The organism is Acaryochloris marina MBIC11017 (assembly GCF_000018105.1).
In the GTDB taxonomy this organism is placed as follows: Bacteria; Cyanobacteriota; Cyanobacteriia; order Thermosynechococcales; family Thermosynechococcaceae; genus Acaryochloris; species Acaryochloris marina.
The window spans coordinates 3,016,205-3,035,598 of record NC_009925.1 but is presented as its reverse complement, the minus strand read 5'-3'; the positions used below and the strand labels follow the sequence as shown (position 1 = coordinate 3,035,598).

Below are 19,394 nucleotides of genomic sequence, written 5' to 3'. Positions count from 1 at the left end.
GAGGTTTGGAGAGGAGGAAACGATAATTTTGGCTCAGAGTATAGCATTGCTGATTTTAGGAGTGGTGTCATCGGCACAATTTTTATTGTGCGGGCAATACGACCTTGGGTTTGAGCAGCCCGTCGATGATTTCCCCCATCCCTAAAAAGCGATCGCTAGTGTCATGCACCTGCATCATGCCATCTGCACAATCTTGAGGAAGCTTTTGCCCCCAGCAAAAACGCTGGGCCTCTGCCGGAGGCAAATGAAGAATCGGTTGTTGTAGGGAAAAAGATGGCTCCAGGGGTGAAAATGTTCCGGCTTGAACCTGCTCCGCTAATGTTTCAAAGGTCAAACTATCGGCGAGGGCAAAGCCACAACTTAGGGTGCGCGTGAGTTGAGCTAAGGTGGCCCCAGTCCCCAAAACCTCACCTAAATCCCTGGCGATAGAGCGAATATAAGTGCCAGGACCACATGCGATCTCAACCTGCAACTCCGATTTTTCTCCCCCCTGCCAGTCCAAGATCTGAATGTCGAACACCTCCACTTGGCGTAGGGGAGCCGTTACGTCTTTGCCTTGGCGAGCCAAATCGTATAAGCGCTGACCTTTAACCTGGATTGCACTATAGGCCGGTGGGCGTTGTTCAATGGAACCGAGGAATTGCGGTAGCGCTTTTTCAACTACCTCTTGAGCGAGATGGTTAGCCGACTGTTCTGACAGAATGTCTCCAGCTAAATCATCCGTGGTAGTCGTCAAGCCAAACTGAATGGTCGCTTGGTAGGTTTTTTGGTCTGGTAAATAGTGTAGGAGGCGGGTTGCCGGTCCCAAGGCAATGGGCAAGACGCCAGTCGCCAAGGGATCCAGGGTGCCCCCATGACCCACCCGCTTGAGGCCACAGATTCGCCGAACTTTGCCGACACAATCATGAGAGGTCATGCCAGTAGGCTTATGCAAATTCAAAAAACCAAGCATTCAAGAGTCCTGCGAGGTTTGAGCTGCAGGGAAGGTCAGAGTGGGGGTGAGATGCAAGGTTAAGGGTTCTCGACTGAGATTGGCGGCATAGCTAGAGGAGAGAAACGGGGTGAACTGTTCTTGACCTTGAACATAACGACCAAAGAAGGCTGTACTCAGGGCCTTGGTATAGTAACGGCCTAATGGACTCGGACCGTTGCCTGTCCCTAAGGCAGAAAAAACATCGGGAGAACTGGCAGAGGTATTGATTGTAGAGTTATGGTTTCCATTGTTAATGAGAACGAGCCGTTTTTCAGGGGTGGTTAACCATTGAAAGGGCTGGATTTGTTCAGGTAGCACGGGTGCGATCGTATCGGCACTGCCACCCACGATCATCACCGGAACCTGAACCGCTTGATAACCCGATTCTCCAAATAAATTACTGCCAATGGGGCTAATGGCCACGACGGATTGAATTCTTGAATCCTTCAAATCCACGGTTTTATCAGCCGTTTGTAAGGCTTGACACTGCAAGGCGAGGGAAATGTTGAGGGATGACTCTAAGCCGGTTTGGCAGGCCTGCTGCAATTGCGGGTAATTAGGTTTCGCCCCCGCTAAGGCAAAAGCGGTATATCCCCCATAGGAATGGCCTAAGATACCGACCTGCTCTAAATTGAGACTACCTTTGAATCGTGGATCGGGAATGGATGTCTGAGCCAGTTGATCGAGGAGATAACTGACATCTAAGGGGCGATCGATAAATTCGGTCGGATCCGTGACGTCTTGAGCCCGCCCTTGCAATAGATCGAAAATTTGCTGACCGTTACTGCCAGGATGTTCAGGCATGATCACGACATAGCCATGAGAAGCTAAATGCTTGGCTAAGTAGGCGTAGGTAGTGCGATCCGAGTTAAATCCGTGGGAAATCACGAGCACCGGATAGGGCGTCTCTGAAGCCGTGGTCGGGAAATATAAATCGGCGGCAAAGTCCCGGGCTTTGCCTGTGTATTTCATGCGCTTTTCACTCTCATCCTTTAGGTTGTCTAAGGTGATGCGCTCCCAATCGTATAGACCCGACTGGGATAAAGACCAGCCCGCTAGGCTATCGGCTTGGGGATCTGCTTTTGATTGCTGAATGACGGCGTTGACGGTGGCGTTCGTCGTTTTGACAGCTGTTTGCACTTGATTCAGTAATTCCAGAGCAGTATCAACATCGACTTGGACGCCAGCATTAGGGAAATTGCGCAAAACGCTCAGGGCCGTTAAGCCTTCCGGATCTTTCGCTGCCAAAATAAAGGCAGAACGGAGGGCGAAGAAACTGCCTTGTCCGGACTTGGTCCGCACTACCTGTTGGACTCGATTGAGCAAGGCTTCCCCCACGGGGGTGTAGAGAAATTGGGCAATGGCGACGGAGTTGAGAGGGAGGCGCTCTTGCAAGCTGGCCCGCAGTTGAGTTTGTTGCTCCGGGGTAAAGTAACCCAAATAAGGTGCCAAAGCTTTGCTCTTGCGACCTTCCTTGGCATAAAGTTCTAAGTCGCGAATCGGAATGGAACGCTCTAGGAATAGAAAGGATAAAAAGATACGCTCAGCCGCTAGCATTGGCCCGGCTTGCAGCAAAGCTACAGCCAAAGCGACACTCAGCAAGCGGCTATATCGACGAAAATTGAAATACGGTCGTCTCATCACTGTTTTCCGGACGGTTTGAAGATTGGCTAGACTAGATCGGTCGGCAACGGTCACCCATTACAAAGGGAAGCGCAGCAATGGCAGCATAGCCCTACGTTTGCCAGCCTACTGTGTTTCTTTGAAGAGTTGCCACTCTTTTTTTGGCCGGGGGTGTTTATCTCAAAAAATGACTGATGGCAGCGTCAATATGAGATCCCTGACCGACTTGTTTTAGAAAGCGGACAAAACTCCACAAATTCTTGTAAAACTTAAACAAAATTGCAGAGATGGGCCTTGCCTGTCAATGCTAGGATCTGTGTCAGCTAGGGGTGCTGTATTACGGCTGAGATCAAACCCTTAGAACCTGAGACCGGCTAGCACCGGCGGAGGGAAGCTGTTCATCCGAGGAACTTAATATGCGTCATCAATGGGTTGCTAACCGTCGCGGACAGAGCAATGTCAGTCAGATGCACTATGCGCGACAGGGCCAAATCACGGAAGAAATGGACTATGTTGCCAAACGTGAGAATCTTCCAGCTGATTTGATTCGAGAAGAAGTGGCTCGGGGACGGATGATCATTCCGGCCAACGTGAATCACGTTAATTTGGAACCGATGGCCATTGGTATTGCGTCCAAATGTAAGGTGAATGCCAATATTGGTGCTTCTCCTAACTCGTCCAATATTGAAGAAGAACTCGACAAGCTCCGCTTAGCGGTCAAGTACGGAGCCGATACGGTTATGGATTTGTCGACAGGCGGCGGCAATTTAGATGAAATTCGCACTGCCATTATCAATGAATCTTCAGTACCCATTGGCACAGTGCCTATTTATCAAGCTCTAGAAAGTGTGCATGGCAACATTGAGAATCTAACGGCTGATGACTTTTTGCACATCATTGACAAGCATGCCCAGCAAGGAGTGGACTACCAAACCATTCATGCTGGCATTTTGATTGAGCATTTGCCCTTGGTGCGCGATCGCATCACTGGTATCGTCTCCCGTGGCGGAGGTATTCTGGCCCGCTGGATGCTGCATCATCATAAGCAAAATCCACTGTATACCCGCTTCAATGACGTTATCGAAATCTTCAAAAAGCATGATGTGTCTTTTAGCTTGGGCGATTCCCTACGCCCTGGCTGTACCCACGATGCCTCTGATGATGCCCAGCTGGCAGAGCTGAAGACCTTAGGACAACTCACCCGCCGAGCTTGGGAACATGATGTTCAGGTGATGGTGGAAGGTCCAGGTCATGTGCCCATGGACCAAATTGAATTCAATGTTCGCAAGCAAATGGAGGAATGCTCGGAAGCACCTTTCTATGTGTTGGGACCATTGGTCACTGATATTGCGCCAGGGTATGACCACATTACGTCTGCGATTGGGGCCGCGATGGCAGGTTGGTATGGCACCGCCATGCTTTGCTATGTGACTCCTAAAGAACATCTAGGCCTGCCGGATGCAGAGGATGTGCGCAATGGCCTCATTGCTTATAAGATTGCTGCCCATGCCGCAGATATTGCTCGCCATCGTCCGGGGGCTCGCGATCGAGATGATCAGCTTTCAGAAGCCCGCTATAACTTCGACTGGAATCGTCAGTTTGAGCTGTCCCTCGATCCGGAGCGGGCTCGTGAATACCACGATGAGACGCTACCCGCCGATATCTACAAGACGGCCGAATTCTGCTCCATGTGTGGACCGAAGTTCTGCCCCATGCAAACCAAGGTCGATGCGGATGCCTTAACTGAACTGGAGAAGTTCTTAGCTAAGGATCAAGTGGGTTCTGCCCGTTAGGAGAAAAAGAGGTGAACGGTAAAGATTGGCAGTCTTATAGAGTGAAAGGGTGGGGTATTTGTCTGGCACTTTTGCTCTGCTGCTGGTCTTTACCGGGGCTGGCTAGTCCTTTAACAGAACGCCTAGCAGCCTTTCCCGATTGGCAAGGAAAGCCGGTGCTGAAACCGGCGTCTGGCGACTTGATCTATCCCGACTGGTTTTTAGGAGATTGGCAGGTTACCAGTACCCTCGTGGATCTGGCGGCTCCCTTAGCGCCTGACTTAGTTACCCCCGGCTATGCCGATAATGAGCGCTTGTTAGATCAGCCCGTGACCTTTGCGGTGCGCTTTGTCGAAGAACGGACGCCTTTAAAGGCAAAAGTGCTGGCCAATGCATCCCCTTGGGAGTTGTTGTCCCGTAAACCTTCGGTGATTGCTGACTTAGCATTCAATGGTCGGAGTTTAGCTGCTGCTTACCTCGGTGAAGCGGCTGTGCAAACGGTGAAAGTTGATCCTCGCTTTCCCAATCGCCAAACGACGGTGCTCAATCAGGGGCGACAACTCGTATCGACCATTAGCGATCGCACCACTGAATTTGATGCTAAGACCGATACCTGGATTGCCAGCGAACTGTTTCAGCAAGAGTTTCGCAGCAGCGCCCAACTGTATCTCAACCAAGTCGAAAATACGACGTCGTACCGCTACATCAACACAAGTCCGGCCCAAATCGACGCGGATCAAGTGACGGCGATCTACTTATCCCCCCAGGATCCCAACTATTTTCAAGCCCTGAATCAACCGGTGGCCCTCTATCGCTATCATCTAGTGCTAGTCGCTAAGTGATTTAACTGTATGGCATGGGTTAAATTGACCCTGGATGAACGCTAGTCGCGAGCGATGGCAAATGGATCCAGCCATGTTCTGTAAAGCAATGCTAAGATCTAGGCTAACGTAGGGAAGTCTATGGCTAGTGCATAGTGCAGTAATGCCACTCAAGCCGTGAACATGACTGGCTCAATCAAGTCGTAAACTACCGCAATGTGGCCATGACCATCTCTAATGATCAGATAACTTCAGCTTTAGCAACATCATCTTCTGAGCAGCCAGTAGATGGTGATCAGCATTCAAATGAGGGTGTATTGGTCAATGCTTCTCCCAATGAAGAGGTTGATCTTAATACCCTCAATAAGATTAGGGATTTGTTATTTGGCCAGCAGGTACATAGCCAGGAACAAAAGCTCGACCAGCTCGAAAATCGACTGAATCAAGAATGTGCTGACATCCGTGATCAAATGGATCAACGGCTGCAAGCCCTAGAAACAGCGATTCGCAATGATTTGCAAACCTTAGCCCAGATTGTGCAATCCAATCATGCGTCTCAAACTACGTCTGTATCGGATCTAGAAGCTACTTATCAAAGTGGGATATCAACGGCCAGTGGTCAGCTTAGAGAACTGGGTGAAGAAGTGGAGCGGCAACGACTGAGTATCCTGTCTACTTTGGAGGAAAAAGTCACCTCTTTGGGGACAGACTTTAACCATAGGCATGCTGAACTGAAAGCTTTATTAGAACGTGAAGTTCAGTCTCTGCAGTCGGTTGATGCTCAAGACCGTGATCAATTAGCGGATCTCTTTAGCCAATTAGCCCTGAATATTCGCTCAAATTCATAGGTTATAGGATGATGGTCCGTGCATCTTGCGGGGTTTGTCGGACGTAGTAGCAGGCGAGCCTAGATGCTACGCAATAAATCTTCAAGTTGTTTATCGTTGTGGCCTTTACTATAGCAATATCAATAATGATGGCAGATCTGATGCGCATGCTCTGTCAGCCCATCTAGTCTTTGCAGTTCTATAGTCAATGAGTAATTTACCTACTAATGCCAATCGGGATGCTGCTTATCCAGAAGAACCTGGTCAAGCTAACGAATTGAATGAGCTGCGAAGTTTGCTAATTGGGCCAGATCTGAAAGGACGATTCGAGAATGCCCAGTTGAGATCGGAAGACGTAAGTCGGGTTTTACCCGAAGCGATCCAACTCACCCTCAAAACGAGTGATGAGACTGTATCTGAAGCTGTGATGCCAACGGTGGAGCATGCGATTAAATCGTCTGTGAATACCGATCAAAATATTCTCTCTGAAGCCCTGTTCCCGATTATGGGACCAGCGATACGGAAAGCTATCGCAGCGGCCATCCAGAATTTAACCGATTCCCTGAACCAGAGTCTAGAACATAGCCTCTCTCCTCAAAGTCTCAGTTGGCGCTTTGAAGCCTGGCGTACAGGGAAATCTTTTGCTGAAGTTTTGTTGTTGCGTACCCTTGTCTATCAGGTCGAACAAGTTTTTCTCATCCATAAATCCTCAGGCTTAGTTCTCCAGCATCTTGCTGCCGCAACGGCTGCTGCTCAGGATGCAGATTTAGTCTCTGCTATGTTTACCGCGATTCAAGATTTTGTTCGCGACTCATTTAGTGTGAGTGACGAAGCCTTAGGGAGTTTGCAAGTCGGAGAGTTAACCATTTGGGTGAATGAAGGCCCTCAAGCCATTATTGCTTGTGTTATTCGGGGTAACCCACCTGGCAAACTGCGGCAAATGATGGAAAATGCTCTGGAGCGAATTCACCTGGTCCAAGAGCGTCAGCTTCACGAGTTTCAGGGGGATAGCAGTGCCTTTGAACCGAGCCAGCCTTATCTAGAAGAATGTTTACAGTCCCAATATCAAACGAAAAAGAAGCGCTCTTCTCCGTTGAAATGGATTGGCGGAGCAGCTGGAATTCTCATTTTAGGATTAGGGGTCTGGGGCTTTTTGTCTAACTATGAGCGAAACCAAGTTCAAAGCTTTGTCGATCAACTGAATCGAGAATCCGGTATCGTCGTCTTGCAAACCAAAAAACAGGACGGTAAATATGTGATCTCTGGCCTAAAAGATCCCCTGGCGTCTAAGCCCACTGATTTGATATCAAAGACAGATCTAGATCCAAACAAGGTTGCTTTTAGTTGGGAACCTTATCTATCCTTCGATACTGAATTTATTGAATCCAGAGTGATATCGCTGTTGCAGCCCCCAGAAACAGTTGAGCTGAAAGTTGATGCTAATGGGGCGATTCAAGCCTCAGGGACTGCCCCGCAATCTTGGATCACGGAAGCAAAACAGCTAGCCTTGCGATTGCCTAATGTGACCCAATTCAACACTCAACAAATTGTGCCTGTCGAAGCAGGTGCTCTTGCAGACATTAAGGCCAAACTTGAGGCTCACACCATCTTCTTTACCCAAAATGCTCAGTTGGTCCCTCAACAAGATGTCAAGCTTAAAACCGTGGCTGAAGACATTAAAAAACTGGCTAAAACAGCTAAAACCATCAACCAAACCGTTGCTGTTCTCGTTGAAGGGCATACCGATACTAGTGGATCTGAGTTGATCAATCTCTATGTCCGGGAAACTCGTGCTAAGGCGATTATTTCCCTGCTATCCAAGCAGGGCATTGATAAAAACCTTTTTCAGGCAGTGAGTGTTGAGCCTCCTGCAGTAGAAAAGTTAGATTCAGCTAAAATCTCTAAATCCAATCGTAAGGTTACTTTTAAAGTTATTTTTGTTCAACCATCGGACGCTGATTGATAGCTTATGCTCCAGAAAAAGATTTGTATGATCGGTGCATTTGCGACTGGGAAAACGAGCCTTGTCGCTCGATATGTTCAGGGTATTTATTCTGATAAATATCAGACGACTGTTGGCGTCAAAATTGATAAAAAAAGTGTGGCGGTTGGCGGACAAGACTTAAATTTAATTCTATGGGATATTCATGGTGAAGATGAGTTTCAAAAAATCAGAATGTCGTACTTGCGAGGATCAGCCGCCTATATTTTGGTGGTAGATGGTACTCGACGGGATACATTAGGAACAGTCTTCCAATTACAAACTAAAGTGGAAGACACCATTGGCAAAGTGCCATTTATTACAATTTTCAATAAGTATGATCTAAGCCAAGATTGGGAAATCGGAGAGGACGATCTCGAAGAATTATCCCAACGGCAATGGACTTACTGTCTTGGGAGTGCAAGGACTGGATTAGGGGTAGAAGAGTGCTTTATAAAATTGGCGCAAATGATGATTTAGTTACCCATGTTAAATCTCCCACAACCGATTGTGGCATTCCTTTGTTCTACAATCGTTCGAGATCGCTTTCCGGCCTATTTGCAAGTCAATAAAACAGGTGAATTACTGGCTTTTGGTGGGGCTTGTGAGCGGTATGGTTTAGCTCCTTTAAAGCTACACCAGTCGATTGATGAGCAAATTTTCTTCTTGGCGGGTTTATTGCCTTTGCAAGAAGCGGCGATGCACATTCCCTTCCTGCAGCTAGACCAAGATGTTATTGCTGAAGTCCACCTCTTCGTAGAAGACCAGCATGATTGGGTCATTCTCTTTGATGCCACCTCTGAAAATGAAGAGCATGTTCTGATTCAGCAAAAGGTGAATGATCTCAGCCTGTTGCGGCGGAAGCAGGCTCGCTCAATCGGGCACTTGATGCAATCAGAGATTGTGGCAGAAAACTTTCTCGATATTCGGCCTGCAGGCGAACAAAAATCCCTCAGTATTTTAGTCGTAAAATGTTGTAATATCGAGGGCCTAGACGATAAAACGGTTACCTCTAATCCCCTTAAAATCTTAGATGCATACCTATCAGCCATTTCCCCTTCCATTTTGGATGAAGGGGGGTTAATTCATCAAAATATTGGCAACTCTATTGTGGCGGTGTTTGGCGTGTTGCCCTCAACCCGTAGTCCCTCAATGCAAGCGATAGATGCGAGTGTACGTATTCTCCAACTATTTGAGGAGCGTCAGCCCCCCATTGGCCCATCCGCTCAATGTGCCTTGGTGGTAACAACGGGAATGGTAACGATTGGGCTGTTACAGGTTGGATTTGGCAAAACCTTAACGGTGATGGGACAACCGATGGATATGGCAGTGAATTTAAATGAAAATTCTGAAGGTGGGACCTTGATCATCGACAAACAGACCTTTGATGGGCTAGATAAAAGGCAGAAGTCTTTTCAACCCACGTCTCTTGCTGGCAGTTCTCTGACTAACAGCCCGAGCTTATATTCTTATCACCCAATGCAATGACGGAATCGCTTCCTGCAAATGTACTCTCTGCTTTAGATATTTTAATTTTAGAGCGGGTTAATGAGCATTCCTTAACCATTGTAGGAACAGCGCCCTCCTGGTTCACTAAACTCTATCCCCAGGTCCAACTCACCTTAGATGTGGCTTGGATCGAAAGAAAATTGCCTTTTCTGGCTAACTTTCTGGTGGATGCGATGGAGTTTTGGCATGACAATCAGCCAGGTCAGTATAAGTCGGGCATGTGGTGTGAAACCGATCATCGTGACCAAGAGATTCATTTGGAGGCGGCAGCCCTCAATTTAGGATCTCAGAAAATCCTCCTGATTAAGGCCTCAGAGGGGGAATATATTGAACTCCTCTCCTTTATTCAAAAAGCGCGGGAAAGCACATTAGATTTTATTGAAGAGCGGAAACAAACGAGCGAAAGCATTCTCAAGACGACGTTTTATGATGCCTTGACGGGGCTGCCGAATCAAACCTATTTCCTGATTCAGCTGGCCCATGCTTTTGAACGGTTTAAGCGCAAAAAGAGCTATCACTTTGCCATTTTGATCGTCAATATTGACCGCTTTCAAAGTATTAATGATAGTTTTGGCCGTTTGGCAGGGGATCAGCTCCTGATTGCCATTGCTTGGCGCTTGAAAAATTGCTTGGATGAATTTGATATCTTCGCCCGTTTGAGTGGAGATGAATTTATCATTCTGTTGGATGAAATTGACGCGACGAGCACAGCTATCTTAGCCGCCAACCAAATTTCGGCAGAGTTCCAAACCCCATTTCGATTGAGTGGTCAAGAGTTATTTATAACGGCCAGTGTCGGGATTGCTTTAACCTTGATGGAGTATGACCGGGCTGAAGATTTACTTCGAGATGCCAATACAGCGGTCAGTTATGCCAAAGGACTGGGGCGAGCCAATTATGTGGTATTTGATCCCACCATGCATGCGCGAGCGGTACGACTGCTGCAGCTTGAAAATGATTTGAAGCGAGCGCTGCGTGAGCAGGAACTGAATTTATTCTTTCAGCCGATTGTTTGTTTGGCCGATCAAAGAATTATTGGCTTTGAGGCCTTAGTTCGATGGATGCATCCCAGGCTAGGCATGGTGTCTCCTCTAGAGTTTATTCCAATTGCCGAAGAAACGGGCCTGATTTTCGAGATCGATCAGTGGATGTTGAAAGAAGCCTGTTTTCGCATTCAGCAGTGGCGACGATTTACGGAAGAACCCCTCTCGATTAGCGTCAATTTTTCGGCGAAGCAGTTTGATCAACCCGATTTAGTGTCGCAAGTCCGGCAAGTGTTGCTGGAAACCCGCATTTCTCCGCAACAGCTCATGATTGAAATTACGGAGAGTGTGTTGTTTAGTCGAGACCAAGCGGCGATCGATACGCTTCATCAGCTCAAAAATATGGGGGTTAGCCTTTGTATCGATGATTTTGGGACAGGCTATGCATCGTTGCAATATTTGCAGCAATTACCGGTGGATACGTTAAAGATTGATCGGTCCTTTATTAAACGGATGGATGTGGATAATCTCGATCTAGTGCGCTCTATCATTGAGTTAGCCCATGATCTGGGGCTCAGTGTGACGGCTGAAGGTGTTGAAACTCCGGTACAGCGGCGCTTTTTGCTAGATATGGGCTGCCAAGAAGCGCAAGGTCATTTGTTCTCGAAACCGGTCGATGGACAAATGGCGGTGGCGCTGCTGCAGGAAAAGATGACGAACGGTCTCAAAGATTGGTGAAACAGTTGGCAAAGACGATAGTTCTCGCTACGCTCTTAGACAGCGGTCGATCATCTTAATACCTTGTAAATAACCTGTTATGACACCAGTCGAGGGGCGCTATCAGCACTCTGCTGCCCTGCCTTACCTGATTCAGCCAGATGGTTTGAAGGTGGTCTTAATTACATCCCGTAAGCGAGGTCGGTGGATTATCCCTAAAGGAGAAATTGAACCGGATCTGACGGCCTGGGATTCTGCAGCGAAAGAGGCCTGGGAAGAAGCGGGGATTGAAGGCTTGATTGCGACTGAACCCTTAGGCACCTACGCTCATCAAAAATGGGGGAGTACCTGTACGGTGCAGGTGTTTCCCTTGGTGGTCACTCAGCTGCACCGAGCATGGCAAGAGGATCATGAGCGGGAAAGGCGGGTGGTTTCTGTGGCCAAAGCCTATAAATTGGTCGAGATGAAGTCGTTACGGAAGATGCTAGGAAAGTTTGAAAAATGGCTCAATTTATAGCCCAAAAGGCTGAGACCTGACCATTAGTACCACTACACAATCTTATTCATTTTCCCTAGGCGATCAGCTAAGACTTTCATCACATGGAGGGCAAAATACGGAGTTTCTTGCACCAAAAATGTGAATCGCTTTTGATCAATGGGGACTAAGGTGACATCGGTGCGTGCGATCGCAGCTGCACTACGAGTACCATGCTCAATTAAAGCCATCTCTCCCAAAATATCGCCGGGGACAGCGGTTTCCATAACTTGTCCGCGAACTTGAATTTCTAGGTTGCCAGTAATGACCACATACATATACTCACCAGGATCTCCTTCAGTAAACAGGGTATGTCCTGCAGTAAACGATTGAATGTTGGGATCGTTTTGAAAAATCTCTTCTAGATTCATAACCCTGATTCTGTAAACCTCATCCTCAAGACAACCATAGCAAGATTAAGATGACCCTAAAATAATACTCGGTGGGTTATCCCTACTCCCTAGGGGATTATCTCCTCACCTAGGATCGTAAAGTCTTACAGTATTCTCAAAAGTTAAGAGCAATAAAGGTTTGAAGAGCCTTTTCCCAGTTCATCCTGTATAAACTAGGAGGTTATTGTTATGGCATTAGTTCACTGGCAACCCTTCCGCGAATTAGAAGAGATGCAGCGGGATGTGAATCGTCTCGTTGATCGTCTTTCAATGACTCGCCAGTCTGGTGTTGGATTTGTTCCTGCGGTGGAATTAGAGGATACTGCTGCACAGTATTGCTTACGCTTAGAACTCCCGGGCCTGAAGCCTGAAGATGTCAATATCGAAGTCACAGAAAATTCTGTATCTATTAGTGGTGAGCGTCGTTCCGAGACCCATAGTGAAGATCAGGGAGTGACTCGCAGCGAGTTTCACTACGGGACATTTCAACGGGTGATTCCGCTACCGGGGCGCATCAATCCTCAAGAGGTCCAGGCCGATTACCAGCAAGGCGTGTTAACCGTTACCCTTCCCAAAGTGGAAGAAGAAAAACATAACGTCGTCAAAGTTCAGGTTAACTCGTAGGTTGTGAGCGCTGGTGTCCAATGATGCCAGTGCTATAGCCTTTCCACTTCTTCCACTGAGACAATTTTCCATTGGCCGTTGACCCGCTCCCAGGACGTTGTTTCGCGGCGACGGAACACCCCTCTGAGGATTCCTGGCCAGTAAGACCATTTCACCGTTTCAATATGAGAGACGATGGCCTGATCGACCGTTGGCATTTGCACATCGGTTATTTCGAAAGACAGTTTCCATTTTTCTCTGGCTGGTTTTTTGGCGAAAAACTGTGATGCTCCAGCGACCCGATCGTTGTAGTTTTGGACCACCCCGGTATGCTGCCTGTAGCGAAAGCGTTCCTTATCAATCGGCATATAGTTAAAGAGCCGAGCGGCATCCCGAGTTTCAATTAAAGGGGCAATCGCTGCATAATGTTGATCTAGAAAAGCGCGAAAGGTTCGTTCCGCTTCACTTGCGGAAGCTACAGGGTTTGGAGATGAAGAAAATGATGTTTCTGGAGGAGCTTGTTGAAGAGCCAGGGGTGTGAGGTCCAAAATCGTGTTAATAGGCACGCCTAAGTTCAAGCCTGCCTTGACGGCGACCCCTTGCACGCGCTCACCCTCGGCTAGGCCGTGAATGCCAATTACTTGTCCGGTCTGACTGAGGATGGGGCCACCACTCATGCCCGGTTGGGTGACGTTGTCATAAATTAGACCGTATCCGCGTTGGTATTGCCCCTTGCCGGTGATCGCGCCCTTCGTAATGGTGAAGGTGGGTGAAGTGATGGCTTGGCCTGGTAGGGGAAAACCAGCGATATAAATGGTATCGGTTTCGGCTATGGATGCTGAATTACCCAGGGTGGCTACCGGATAGTTGCGATCGCTATCGAAGCGAATCAAGGCTAAATCTACCCCAGAAAGATATAGGATGGCCTGGGTATTGATGGCATGAGACTGGCCATCAGATGTAATCACATCTGCCTCTTCCCCCGCACGGGTAGACTCCATGACATGCTTAGCGGTGAGCACATAGTAGCTACTTCCTTCCTGCTTGATCAGGACTCCTGACCCGGAACTGCTTTGGGGAGATACCAAGACCGTTACGGCTTTGGCAATATCTCGTACCTGTCGTCCAGTTTGCCCATCGGCCTGGTGCGGCCACAGTAGTGTCAATGCTAAGCCCCCTGCCATTTGTAACAGGCGGCGACGGGGCAAGGTCAGGTGGGTCATCATCAAAAATTATCGAGATAGGCGAAGGGAGACAGGTTGGGGAGATGGCGTCTGGGGCTTGGATTTAAACTGATTCATCACCGTCATGATGACGGGAATGGTGAACAGCACAAACAAGCCAATCGCAGCCCATTGGAAAATAGCAGGGCGGCGACGACCTTTGGTGGGAAATTCGCAGCTGAGGCAAATCTCTGCTTCCGTGCTATTCAAAGTACCGCAGACTCGGCAGGGTTCTAAAGCCATGGCGAAAACCCCCATAGATGTTTTTCTCATCTTAGTCTAGACAGCTCTGGGGGTTGAACAGACTGGAATGATGAGATATCTGTAAGGACTCTGCTCTAGAGCGGTTCATACCTCAGGAAATATGAGCCACGATCTCTTCTTGCGCATACCTGATTTTAGGGAGCACAGCATATTTATCTTCGGGATGACGATACCCGACAGGACAGGCTAGGACGGCTTGATATTCAGTGTCTGTCAGGCCTAAGACTTCATCATATTTGGCAGGGATAATGCCTTCCATAGGGCAAGCATCAATGCCGAGGACTGCAGCACTAGTCATGAGTTGGCCTAGGGCAATATAGACCTGCCGGGTTGCCCATTCATCTGGATCAAAGTCAGGGTTATGGGGGTTGGCTAAAAAGTTTTTAATGACATTGGCAAAGCCCGTTAAAGAGTCGATGTCGACTTGACGGACTTCTGCGGTTCGCTGCATATAGCGATCAACATCGTCTGCATTGGCTGCTTTTTTAATGGCTAAGACGACCAGATGAGAGGCGTCCACAACTTGAGTTTGGCCGAAAGAATATTCCAGGAGTTGCTGGCGAATTTGTGAGTTTTGAACGACAAAAAATTTCCAGGGTTGGAGTCCAAAAGAGGACGGGGTGAGCACTAAACTTTGTTCCAGGGCCTCCCAAGTGGCTGTGGGTATTTTTTGGGTGGGGTCAAATTTTTTGGTAGCATAGCGCCATTGGAGTTGGTGCAGAAGTTGTTCAGGGGTCAGGGTGGAATCACTCATAACAGAAATAGGCTAGAAGAGGGTAGATGGTAAAAGCATCACATATTTGGACGCTGAGAAAAGTTAGCGGATCACCTATGAAAAGCAGAGAGCAGCCCGTTCAGATGAAGAAAGTAGCTGAATATCAGGTAGCTCTGCATGGTAAAGCTACTGCGTGTTGGTGTTTCAGCCAGAAGTAAGTGGAGTTTCCTGGACAGGGCTTAACGGCTAAATGATCGAGATGATCAGTGTGAAATACGCCGCTAAGGCCTGTCCGAGGTGTGGCGTGAGGTGGATTTAGATTTTGCCGAAGTGGCTTCTATCGATGGAGGAAGGCCATTAACCCATTACCCAATTGACTAAAGTCCGGACTGCAAACCCTGTCGCACCCACATTGAGATAACCGTTCTCTTTCTCAGTCCAGACGGGGCCTGCCACATCTAAGTGAGCCCAGGGCGTGTTCTCAATATATTGTTTGAGAAATAAAGCGGCGGTAATGGAACCCCCTGGACGAGGTCCAGTGTTTTTCATATCGGCGATGGGAGATTTCAGTCCTTCAAAATATTTTTCTTCTAAGGGCATCCGCCAAAACTTTTCTCCTGCCTGTTCAGACGCTTGGCTCAGCTCTTCTGCCAAGCTATCTTCTGGGGTCCACATGCCAGCAATATCATTGCCTAAGGCGACGATGCAGGCTCCAGTTAAGGTGGCCAAGTCAACAATGGCGTCGACGCCTTGCTTTTCCGCAAAGACTAAAGCATCGGCAAGGGTGAGCCGCCCTTCCGCATCAGTATTATTGATCTCGATAGTTTTGCCATTGGATGCAGTCAGGATATCGCCAGGATGGAGGGCATGGCCGCTAATCATATTCTCAGCTGCTGCGACGATGAAATGAACTTCCACATCAGGCTTGAGTTGACCAATGGCTTTGGCCGCTCCTAACGTCGCACCAGATCCTGCCATATCCATTTTCATGGTTTCGATGCCGCTGCCCCCAACTTTGAGGTTGAGGCCACCGGAGTCAAACGTAACCCCTTTACCCACAATGGCAAGTTTGCGGCGAGGAGTGCCGCTGGGCTTGTAAGTCAGGTGGATAAATTTGGGAGGCAGCTCAGATGCTAGAGAAACGCCCAGAAAAGCGCCCATGCCTTGGGCTTCGCATTCTTCTCGCTCTAGAACTTCTAGGGTCAAACCGTGGTCCTCAGCGATTTGGGCTGCAGTTTCTGCTAAAGCACTGGGAGTGACCACGTTGGCAGGGGCTGCTACAAGTTCACGGGTCAGAATGACCCCTGCACAAATCTGTTGGGCTTTTTCAATGGCGGCAGCTTGATTGGCAAGACCTAGTAGGTGGACCTCTTGCGGAAATTCGCCAGGCTTTTTCGCATCAGGATCAGACTTAAAACGAATCTCTTGATGTAAAGCAAGTTCAATTCCTTCTGCCATAGCTTGAGTTGAAGCTGCGGCATCATCGTCCCATGAGGGCAACTGCAGACCCGCAGAGGCAGCTTTCTGTTTTTGAGCAGCTTTGGCAAAGGCGGCGGCAGCTTGGCGCAGACTGTCTAATGTAAATGCATCTGGGGAGCCAAGGCCAATCAGCATAACTTTGCGGATGGAGCCGGGTCCTGCAATTCGAGTCCAGGGCTGTTCCCCCACTTTGCCTTGAAATTCAGTTTCGCTCACCAGATCTTGGAGGATGTCCTGGAGGGATTGGTCTAGCTGGGTCAAACCAGCGTCTATTGCTGCGGAATCTTCGAAAAAACCAATGCCTAAATAATCGCCTGACCAGTCGGCCGCCACTGTCTCAATTGCCTGAATCTTCATCCTCAACCCATATCCTTCAACGCTGAATGTTCAAACTGTAAGTTGCTGACTTTGCGAGTTTTTCCTCCCACAAGCCAATCCGTCGTTCTGATCATAGCAATCAGTTCCGTTGAGAACACAGGGTCAACGGGGGTAATTGAACAGCCGCTATCTAGGGAACGACACAAGTTACCTGGATAGGATGATCGTTGGCTCTTTCCTGATGGATGCTCAAGCCCTCAGATGCAAAAAATTTCTGAAAATATCTTAGATGTATTGCTCTAAGGATGAGAATGAGTGACTAGGGATGAAGCCAGTTGATCGGCAGTATCTTCGTCAGAGTCAATGGATAAATTTTTAGTAGGGATCAGCTGTACGGCACAAGCTTTTAACTCGGGTTCTAAGGAAATGGGGCAGACTTCTGGATGGGTGAGTGCATTCACCTCAGCATGTTTTGCCCATAAGGCTCCCCAATGCATGGGGATAAAGACAGTGCCAGGAGCAATCGCTTTCGTAATTTTGGTAGGGACGCGGGCGAAACCCCGGCGCGATCGCACCTCCAGTACTTCCCCTTCCTGAATACCGATGCGAGCTGCATCCCGAGGATGGATCTCGACAAAGGGATTGGGGTACATCCCTGCCACCTTCTCAATCCGTCCCGTACGGCTTTGGGTATGCCAATGGCCATAGAGTCGACCTGTGGTCAGCACAAACGGATAATTTGGATCAGGGGCTTCGGCCAATCCTTTGGCATGGAAGGCAGAGAACTTGGCCCGGCCATCTTCGGTAGGAAATCGGTGATTGGTATAGAGGCGTTTACCCGTTGCGGTGGCATCGATAGTATCGCCCACGGCACAAGCAGGGAAAGGCCATTGAATAGGGCCGTTTTTCAGTAGGTCATGACTGAGGCCGCTCATATCGCAGATGCGATCGCGGGTTAGCTGCACAAATTCGGCATAGACCTCAGCGGAATTGGCAAAGGCAAACTCCTTTTCAAATCCCAAGCGTCGCCCGACTTCAGCAAAAATTTCCCAATCCGCTCGGGCTTCTCCCACGGGCTCTCGAAAGGCTGGACAGTAGTTCACCACCCGCTCAGAATTGGTCATAATCCCTGTTTTCTCACCCCACTGAGCCGCAGGTAGAAGAACATGGGCATAGTCGGCCATTTCGGTTGGATAGTAAGCATCCTGACAGATCGTAAACCGGGATTTGAGTAAAGCAGCTTTAGTGCGCTTAATATCCGGCATACTAACGGCAGGATTGGTGGCAGCCACCCAGAAAACCCCTACACTTTGGTTTTCTAGTCCCAGAATCATATCCCAAGCGGCTAAACCGGGCTGAGAAGAGATACTGCCTGGAGGGCGTTGCCAAGCTTGCTCCACTTCTTGTCGATGTTGGGGATTTTTAACGACCCGGTATCCAGGCAGAATATGAGCTAAGCCACCTGCTTCGCGCCCCCCCATGGCATTGGGTTGCCCGGTTAAAGAAAAGGGTCCACAGCCAGGTTTACCGATAGTGCCCGTCATCAAATGCAAATTGATGATGGTGCGACATTTTGCCGTTCCTTCTGAAGATTGATTAATGCCCATGGACCACAGAGACAGGACTCGCTGGGATTCGCTCCAGTAACGCGCTGCTTTTTCGAGTTCATCAACGCGAATGCCACAGGCTCGGGCAACTAATTCCGGTGGATATTGGCTAATAACGCCAGCAAAACTGGCGAAACCCGACGTACATTCATCAATAAATAAAGAGTCAAACTTGCCCCACCGCATCAGCAAATGGGCAATGCCATTGAGCAAATTAATATCGGTACCGGGTTTAATCGCCAGATGTAAATCGGCCTTTTCTGCAGTTTTAGTGCGCCTAGGGTCAACTACAATCATTTTGACGTGGCGATTTTTCTTGTGATGCTTGAGCAACCGATTAAATACAATCGGATGACATTCCGCCGTATTGGTCCCGATTAAGAAGGCGCAGTCTGTCTGTTCCAGATCGTCGTAGCAAGCCGGTGGACCATCAGAGCCAAAACTTTGGATATACCCAGCCACGGCTGAAGACATGCAAAGACGAGAGTTGGCATCAAAATTATTGGTGCCTAGGCACCCTTTCAGTAATTTTTGAGCAATGTAATAATCTTCCGTCTGAAACTGCCCGGATCCATACATGCAAATGGCGTCAGGACCTTGATTAGCATGTACTGTCTTAAGTTCCCTCACCACCCGTTGTAACGCGGCTTCCCAAGTGACCTGGCGAAACGGTTGGTCGAGAGAATCTCGCATCATCGGATAGCGCAGCCGATCTTTATCTAATGCACCAGTGACAGTGGCTCCTTTGACACAGACTTGGCCCTTGCTGGAAGGGTGGGCTTGATCACCACGTACTCGCCAGATGGGCGTTCCAGCACTATCTCGATTGACAGGCTTACCGGGTAAGGCCGGAGGTAAGACTTCTAATCCACAGCCTACACCACAGTATGGACATAAAGTTTTAACGGGTTTAGTCATAACTGTTTTGAATTAAGCAAGGAGCAGAGAAAAAAATTGAAATACTTATCCAACTCTATAATCATTAATATTTCAATCGAGAATTGTAAGATTGGCTACGGTTACGGATCGATCTAATGCACTCTCAACATAGT

General features: G+C 48.4%; 17 protein-coding genes and 1 riboswitch. Of the genes, 9 read left to right on the top strand and 8 right to left on the bottom strand.

Going from position 1 to position 19,394, the window contains the following annotated elements; translation table 11 throughout:
* Positions 1-82: 82 nt before the first annotated feature.
* Both truB and AM1_RS13620 read right to left on the bottom strand, forming a co-directional pair.
* A complete protein-coding gene (gene truB, locus AM1_RS13625; RefSeq protein WP_012163433.1) occupies positions 83-952 on the bottom strand; it encodes a tRNA pseudouridine(55) synthase TruB in 870 nt (289 codons plus the stop codon).
* A complete protein-coding gene (locus AM1_RS13620; protein ID WP_238549251.1) occupies positions 953-2,614 on the bottom strand; it encodes an alpha/beta hydrolase in 1,662 nt (553 codons plus the stop codon).
* Positions 2,615-2,911: 297 nt separating this feature from the next.
* Positions 2,912-3,005: riboswitch (TPP riboswitch) on the top strand.
* A gap of 7 nt (positions 3,006-3,012) precedes the next feature.
* On the opposite strand from AM1_RS13620, the gene thiC reads away from it, so the two are divergent.
* The 8 genes from thiC (at position 3,013) to AM1_RS13580 (ending at position 11,723) form a co-directional block, all read left to right on the top strand.
* A complete protein-coding gene (gene thiC, locus AM1_RS13615) occupies positions 3,013-4,389 on the top strand; it encodes a phosphomethylpyrimidine synthase ThiC (RefSeq protein ID WP_012163431.1) in 1,377 nt (458 codons plus the stop codon).
* An 11-nt stretch (positions 4,390-4,400) separates the two neighbouring features.
* Complete coding sequence (locus tag AM1_RS13610; RefSeq protein ID WP_012163430.1) at positions 4,401-5,210, top strand: DUF6816 family protein; 810 nt, start codon at positions 4,401-4,403, stop codon at positions 5,208-5,210.
* Between the two features lie 203 nt (positions 5,211-5,413).
* Positions 5,414-6,037 (top strand): hypothetical protein, encoded by a 624-nt coding sequence (locus AM1_RS13605; RefSeq protein WP_012163429.1) that lies wholly within the window; start codon positions 5,414-5,416, stop codon positions 6,035-6,037.
* A 187-nt stretch (positions 6,038-6,224) separates the two neighbouring features.
* Positions 6,225-7,979, top strand: coding sequence for an OmpA family protein (locus AM1_RS13600; protein ID WP_012163428.1), 1,755 nt, complete (start codon positions 6,225-6,227; stop codon positions 7,977-7,979).
* 6 nt (positions 7,980-7,985) lie between these two features.
* Complete coding sequence (locus AM1_RS13595) at positions 7,986-8,477, top strand: Rab family GTPase (RefSeq protein ID WP_012163427.1); 492 nt, start codon at positions 7,986-7,988, stop codon at positions 8,475-8,477.
* A gap of 6 nt (positions 8,478-8,483) precedes the next feature.
* Entirely contained in the window at positions 8,484-9,485 is a 1,002-nt protein-coding gene (locus AM1_RS13590; RefSeq protein WP_012163426.1) for an adenylate/guanylate cyclase domain-containing protein, read from the top strand.
* On the top strand, positions 9,482-11,227 hold the full coding sequence (locus AM1_RS13585; protein ID WP_012163425.1) for a putative bifunctional diguanylate cyclase/phosphodiesterase: 1,746 nt from the start codon (positions 9,482-9,484) through the stop codon (positions 11,225-11,227). The genes AM1_RS13590 and AM1_RS13585 overlap by 4 nt, the downstream gene beginning before the upstream one ends.
* A 79-nt stretch (positions 11,228-11,306) precedes the next feature.
* Positions 11,307-11,723 carry an NUDIX hydrolase gene (locus AM1_RS13580; protein WP_012163424.1) on the top strand — a complete coding sequence of 139 codons (417 nt, stop codon included), beginning with the start codon at positions 11,307-11,309 and terminating at the stop codon, positions 11,721-11,723.
* A 32-nt stretch (positions 11,724-11,755) separates the two neighbouring features.
* Here the strand turns inward: AM1_RS13580 and AM1_RS13575 are convergent, their stop codons facing one another.
* A complete protein-coding gene (locus AM1_RS13575) occupies positions 11,756-12,112 on the bottom strand; it encodes a cyclic nucleotide-binding domain-containing protein (RefSeq protein WP_012163423.1) in 357 nt (118 codons plus the stop codon).
* Positions 12,113-12,322: 210 nt separating this feature from the next.
* Here AM1_RS13575 and AM1_RS13570 point away from each other — a divergent pair, with 210 nt between their 5' ends.
* The gene (locus tag AM1_RS13570; protein ID WP_012163422.1) at positions 12,323-12,757 is read left to right on the top strand and encodes an Hsp20/alpha crystallin family protein; all 435 of its coding nucleotides are present in this window, start codon (positions 12,323-12,325) and stop codon (positions 12,755-12,757) included.
* A gap of 32 nt (positions 12,758-12,789) precedes the next feature.
* Here the strand turns inward: AM1_RS13570 and AM1_RS13565 are convergent, their stop codons facing one another.
* The 5 genes from AM1_RS13565 to AM1_RS13545 all read right to left on the bottom strand — a co-directional run bounded on the left by AM1_RS13565 (position 12,790) and on the right by AM1_RS13545 (position 19,260).
* Positions 12,790-13,962 (bottom strand): trypsin-like peptidase domain-containing protein, encoded by a 1,173-nt coding sequence (locus AM1_RS13565; RefSeq protein WP_012163421.1) that lies wholly within the window; start codon positions 13,960-13,962, stop codon positions 12,790-12,792.
* A 6-nt stretch (positions 13,963-13,968) separates the two neighbouring features.
* Complete coding sequence (locus AM1_RS13560) at positions 13,969-14,232, bottom strand: hypothetical protein (RefSeq protein WP_238549250.1); 264 nt, start codon at positions 14,230-14,232, stop codon at positions 13,969-13,971.
* A gap of 82 nt (positions 14,233-14,314) precedes the next feature.
* Positions 14,315-14,977 carry an NAD(P)H-dependent oxidoreductase gene (locus tag AM1_RS13555; RefSeq protein WP_012163419.1) on the bottom strand — a complete coding sequence of 221 codons (663 nt, stop codon included), beginning with the start codon at positions 14,975-14,977 and terminating at the stop codon, positions 14,315-14,317.
* 318 nt (positions 14,978-15,295) lie between these two features.
* Positions 15,296-16,774 carry a leucyl aminopeptidase gene (locus AM1_RS13550; RefSeq protein ID WP_012163418.1) on the bottom strand — a complete coding sequence of 493 codons (1,479 nt, stop codon included), beginning with the start codon at positions 16,772-16,774 and terminating at the stop codon, positions 15,296-15,298.
* 260 nt (positions 16,775-17,034) lie between these two features.
* Positions 17,035-19,260, bottom strand: a complete 2,226-nt coding sequence (locus tag AM1_RS13545; protein WP_012163416.1) for a molybdopterin oxidoreductase family protein — start codon at positions 19,258-19,260, stop codon at positions 17,035-17,037.
* Between the last annotated feature and the right edge of the window lie 134 nt (positions 19,261-19,394).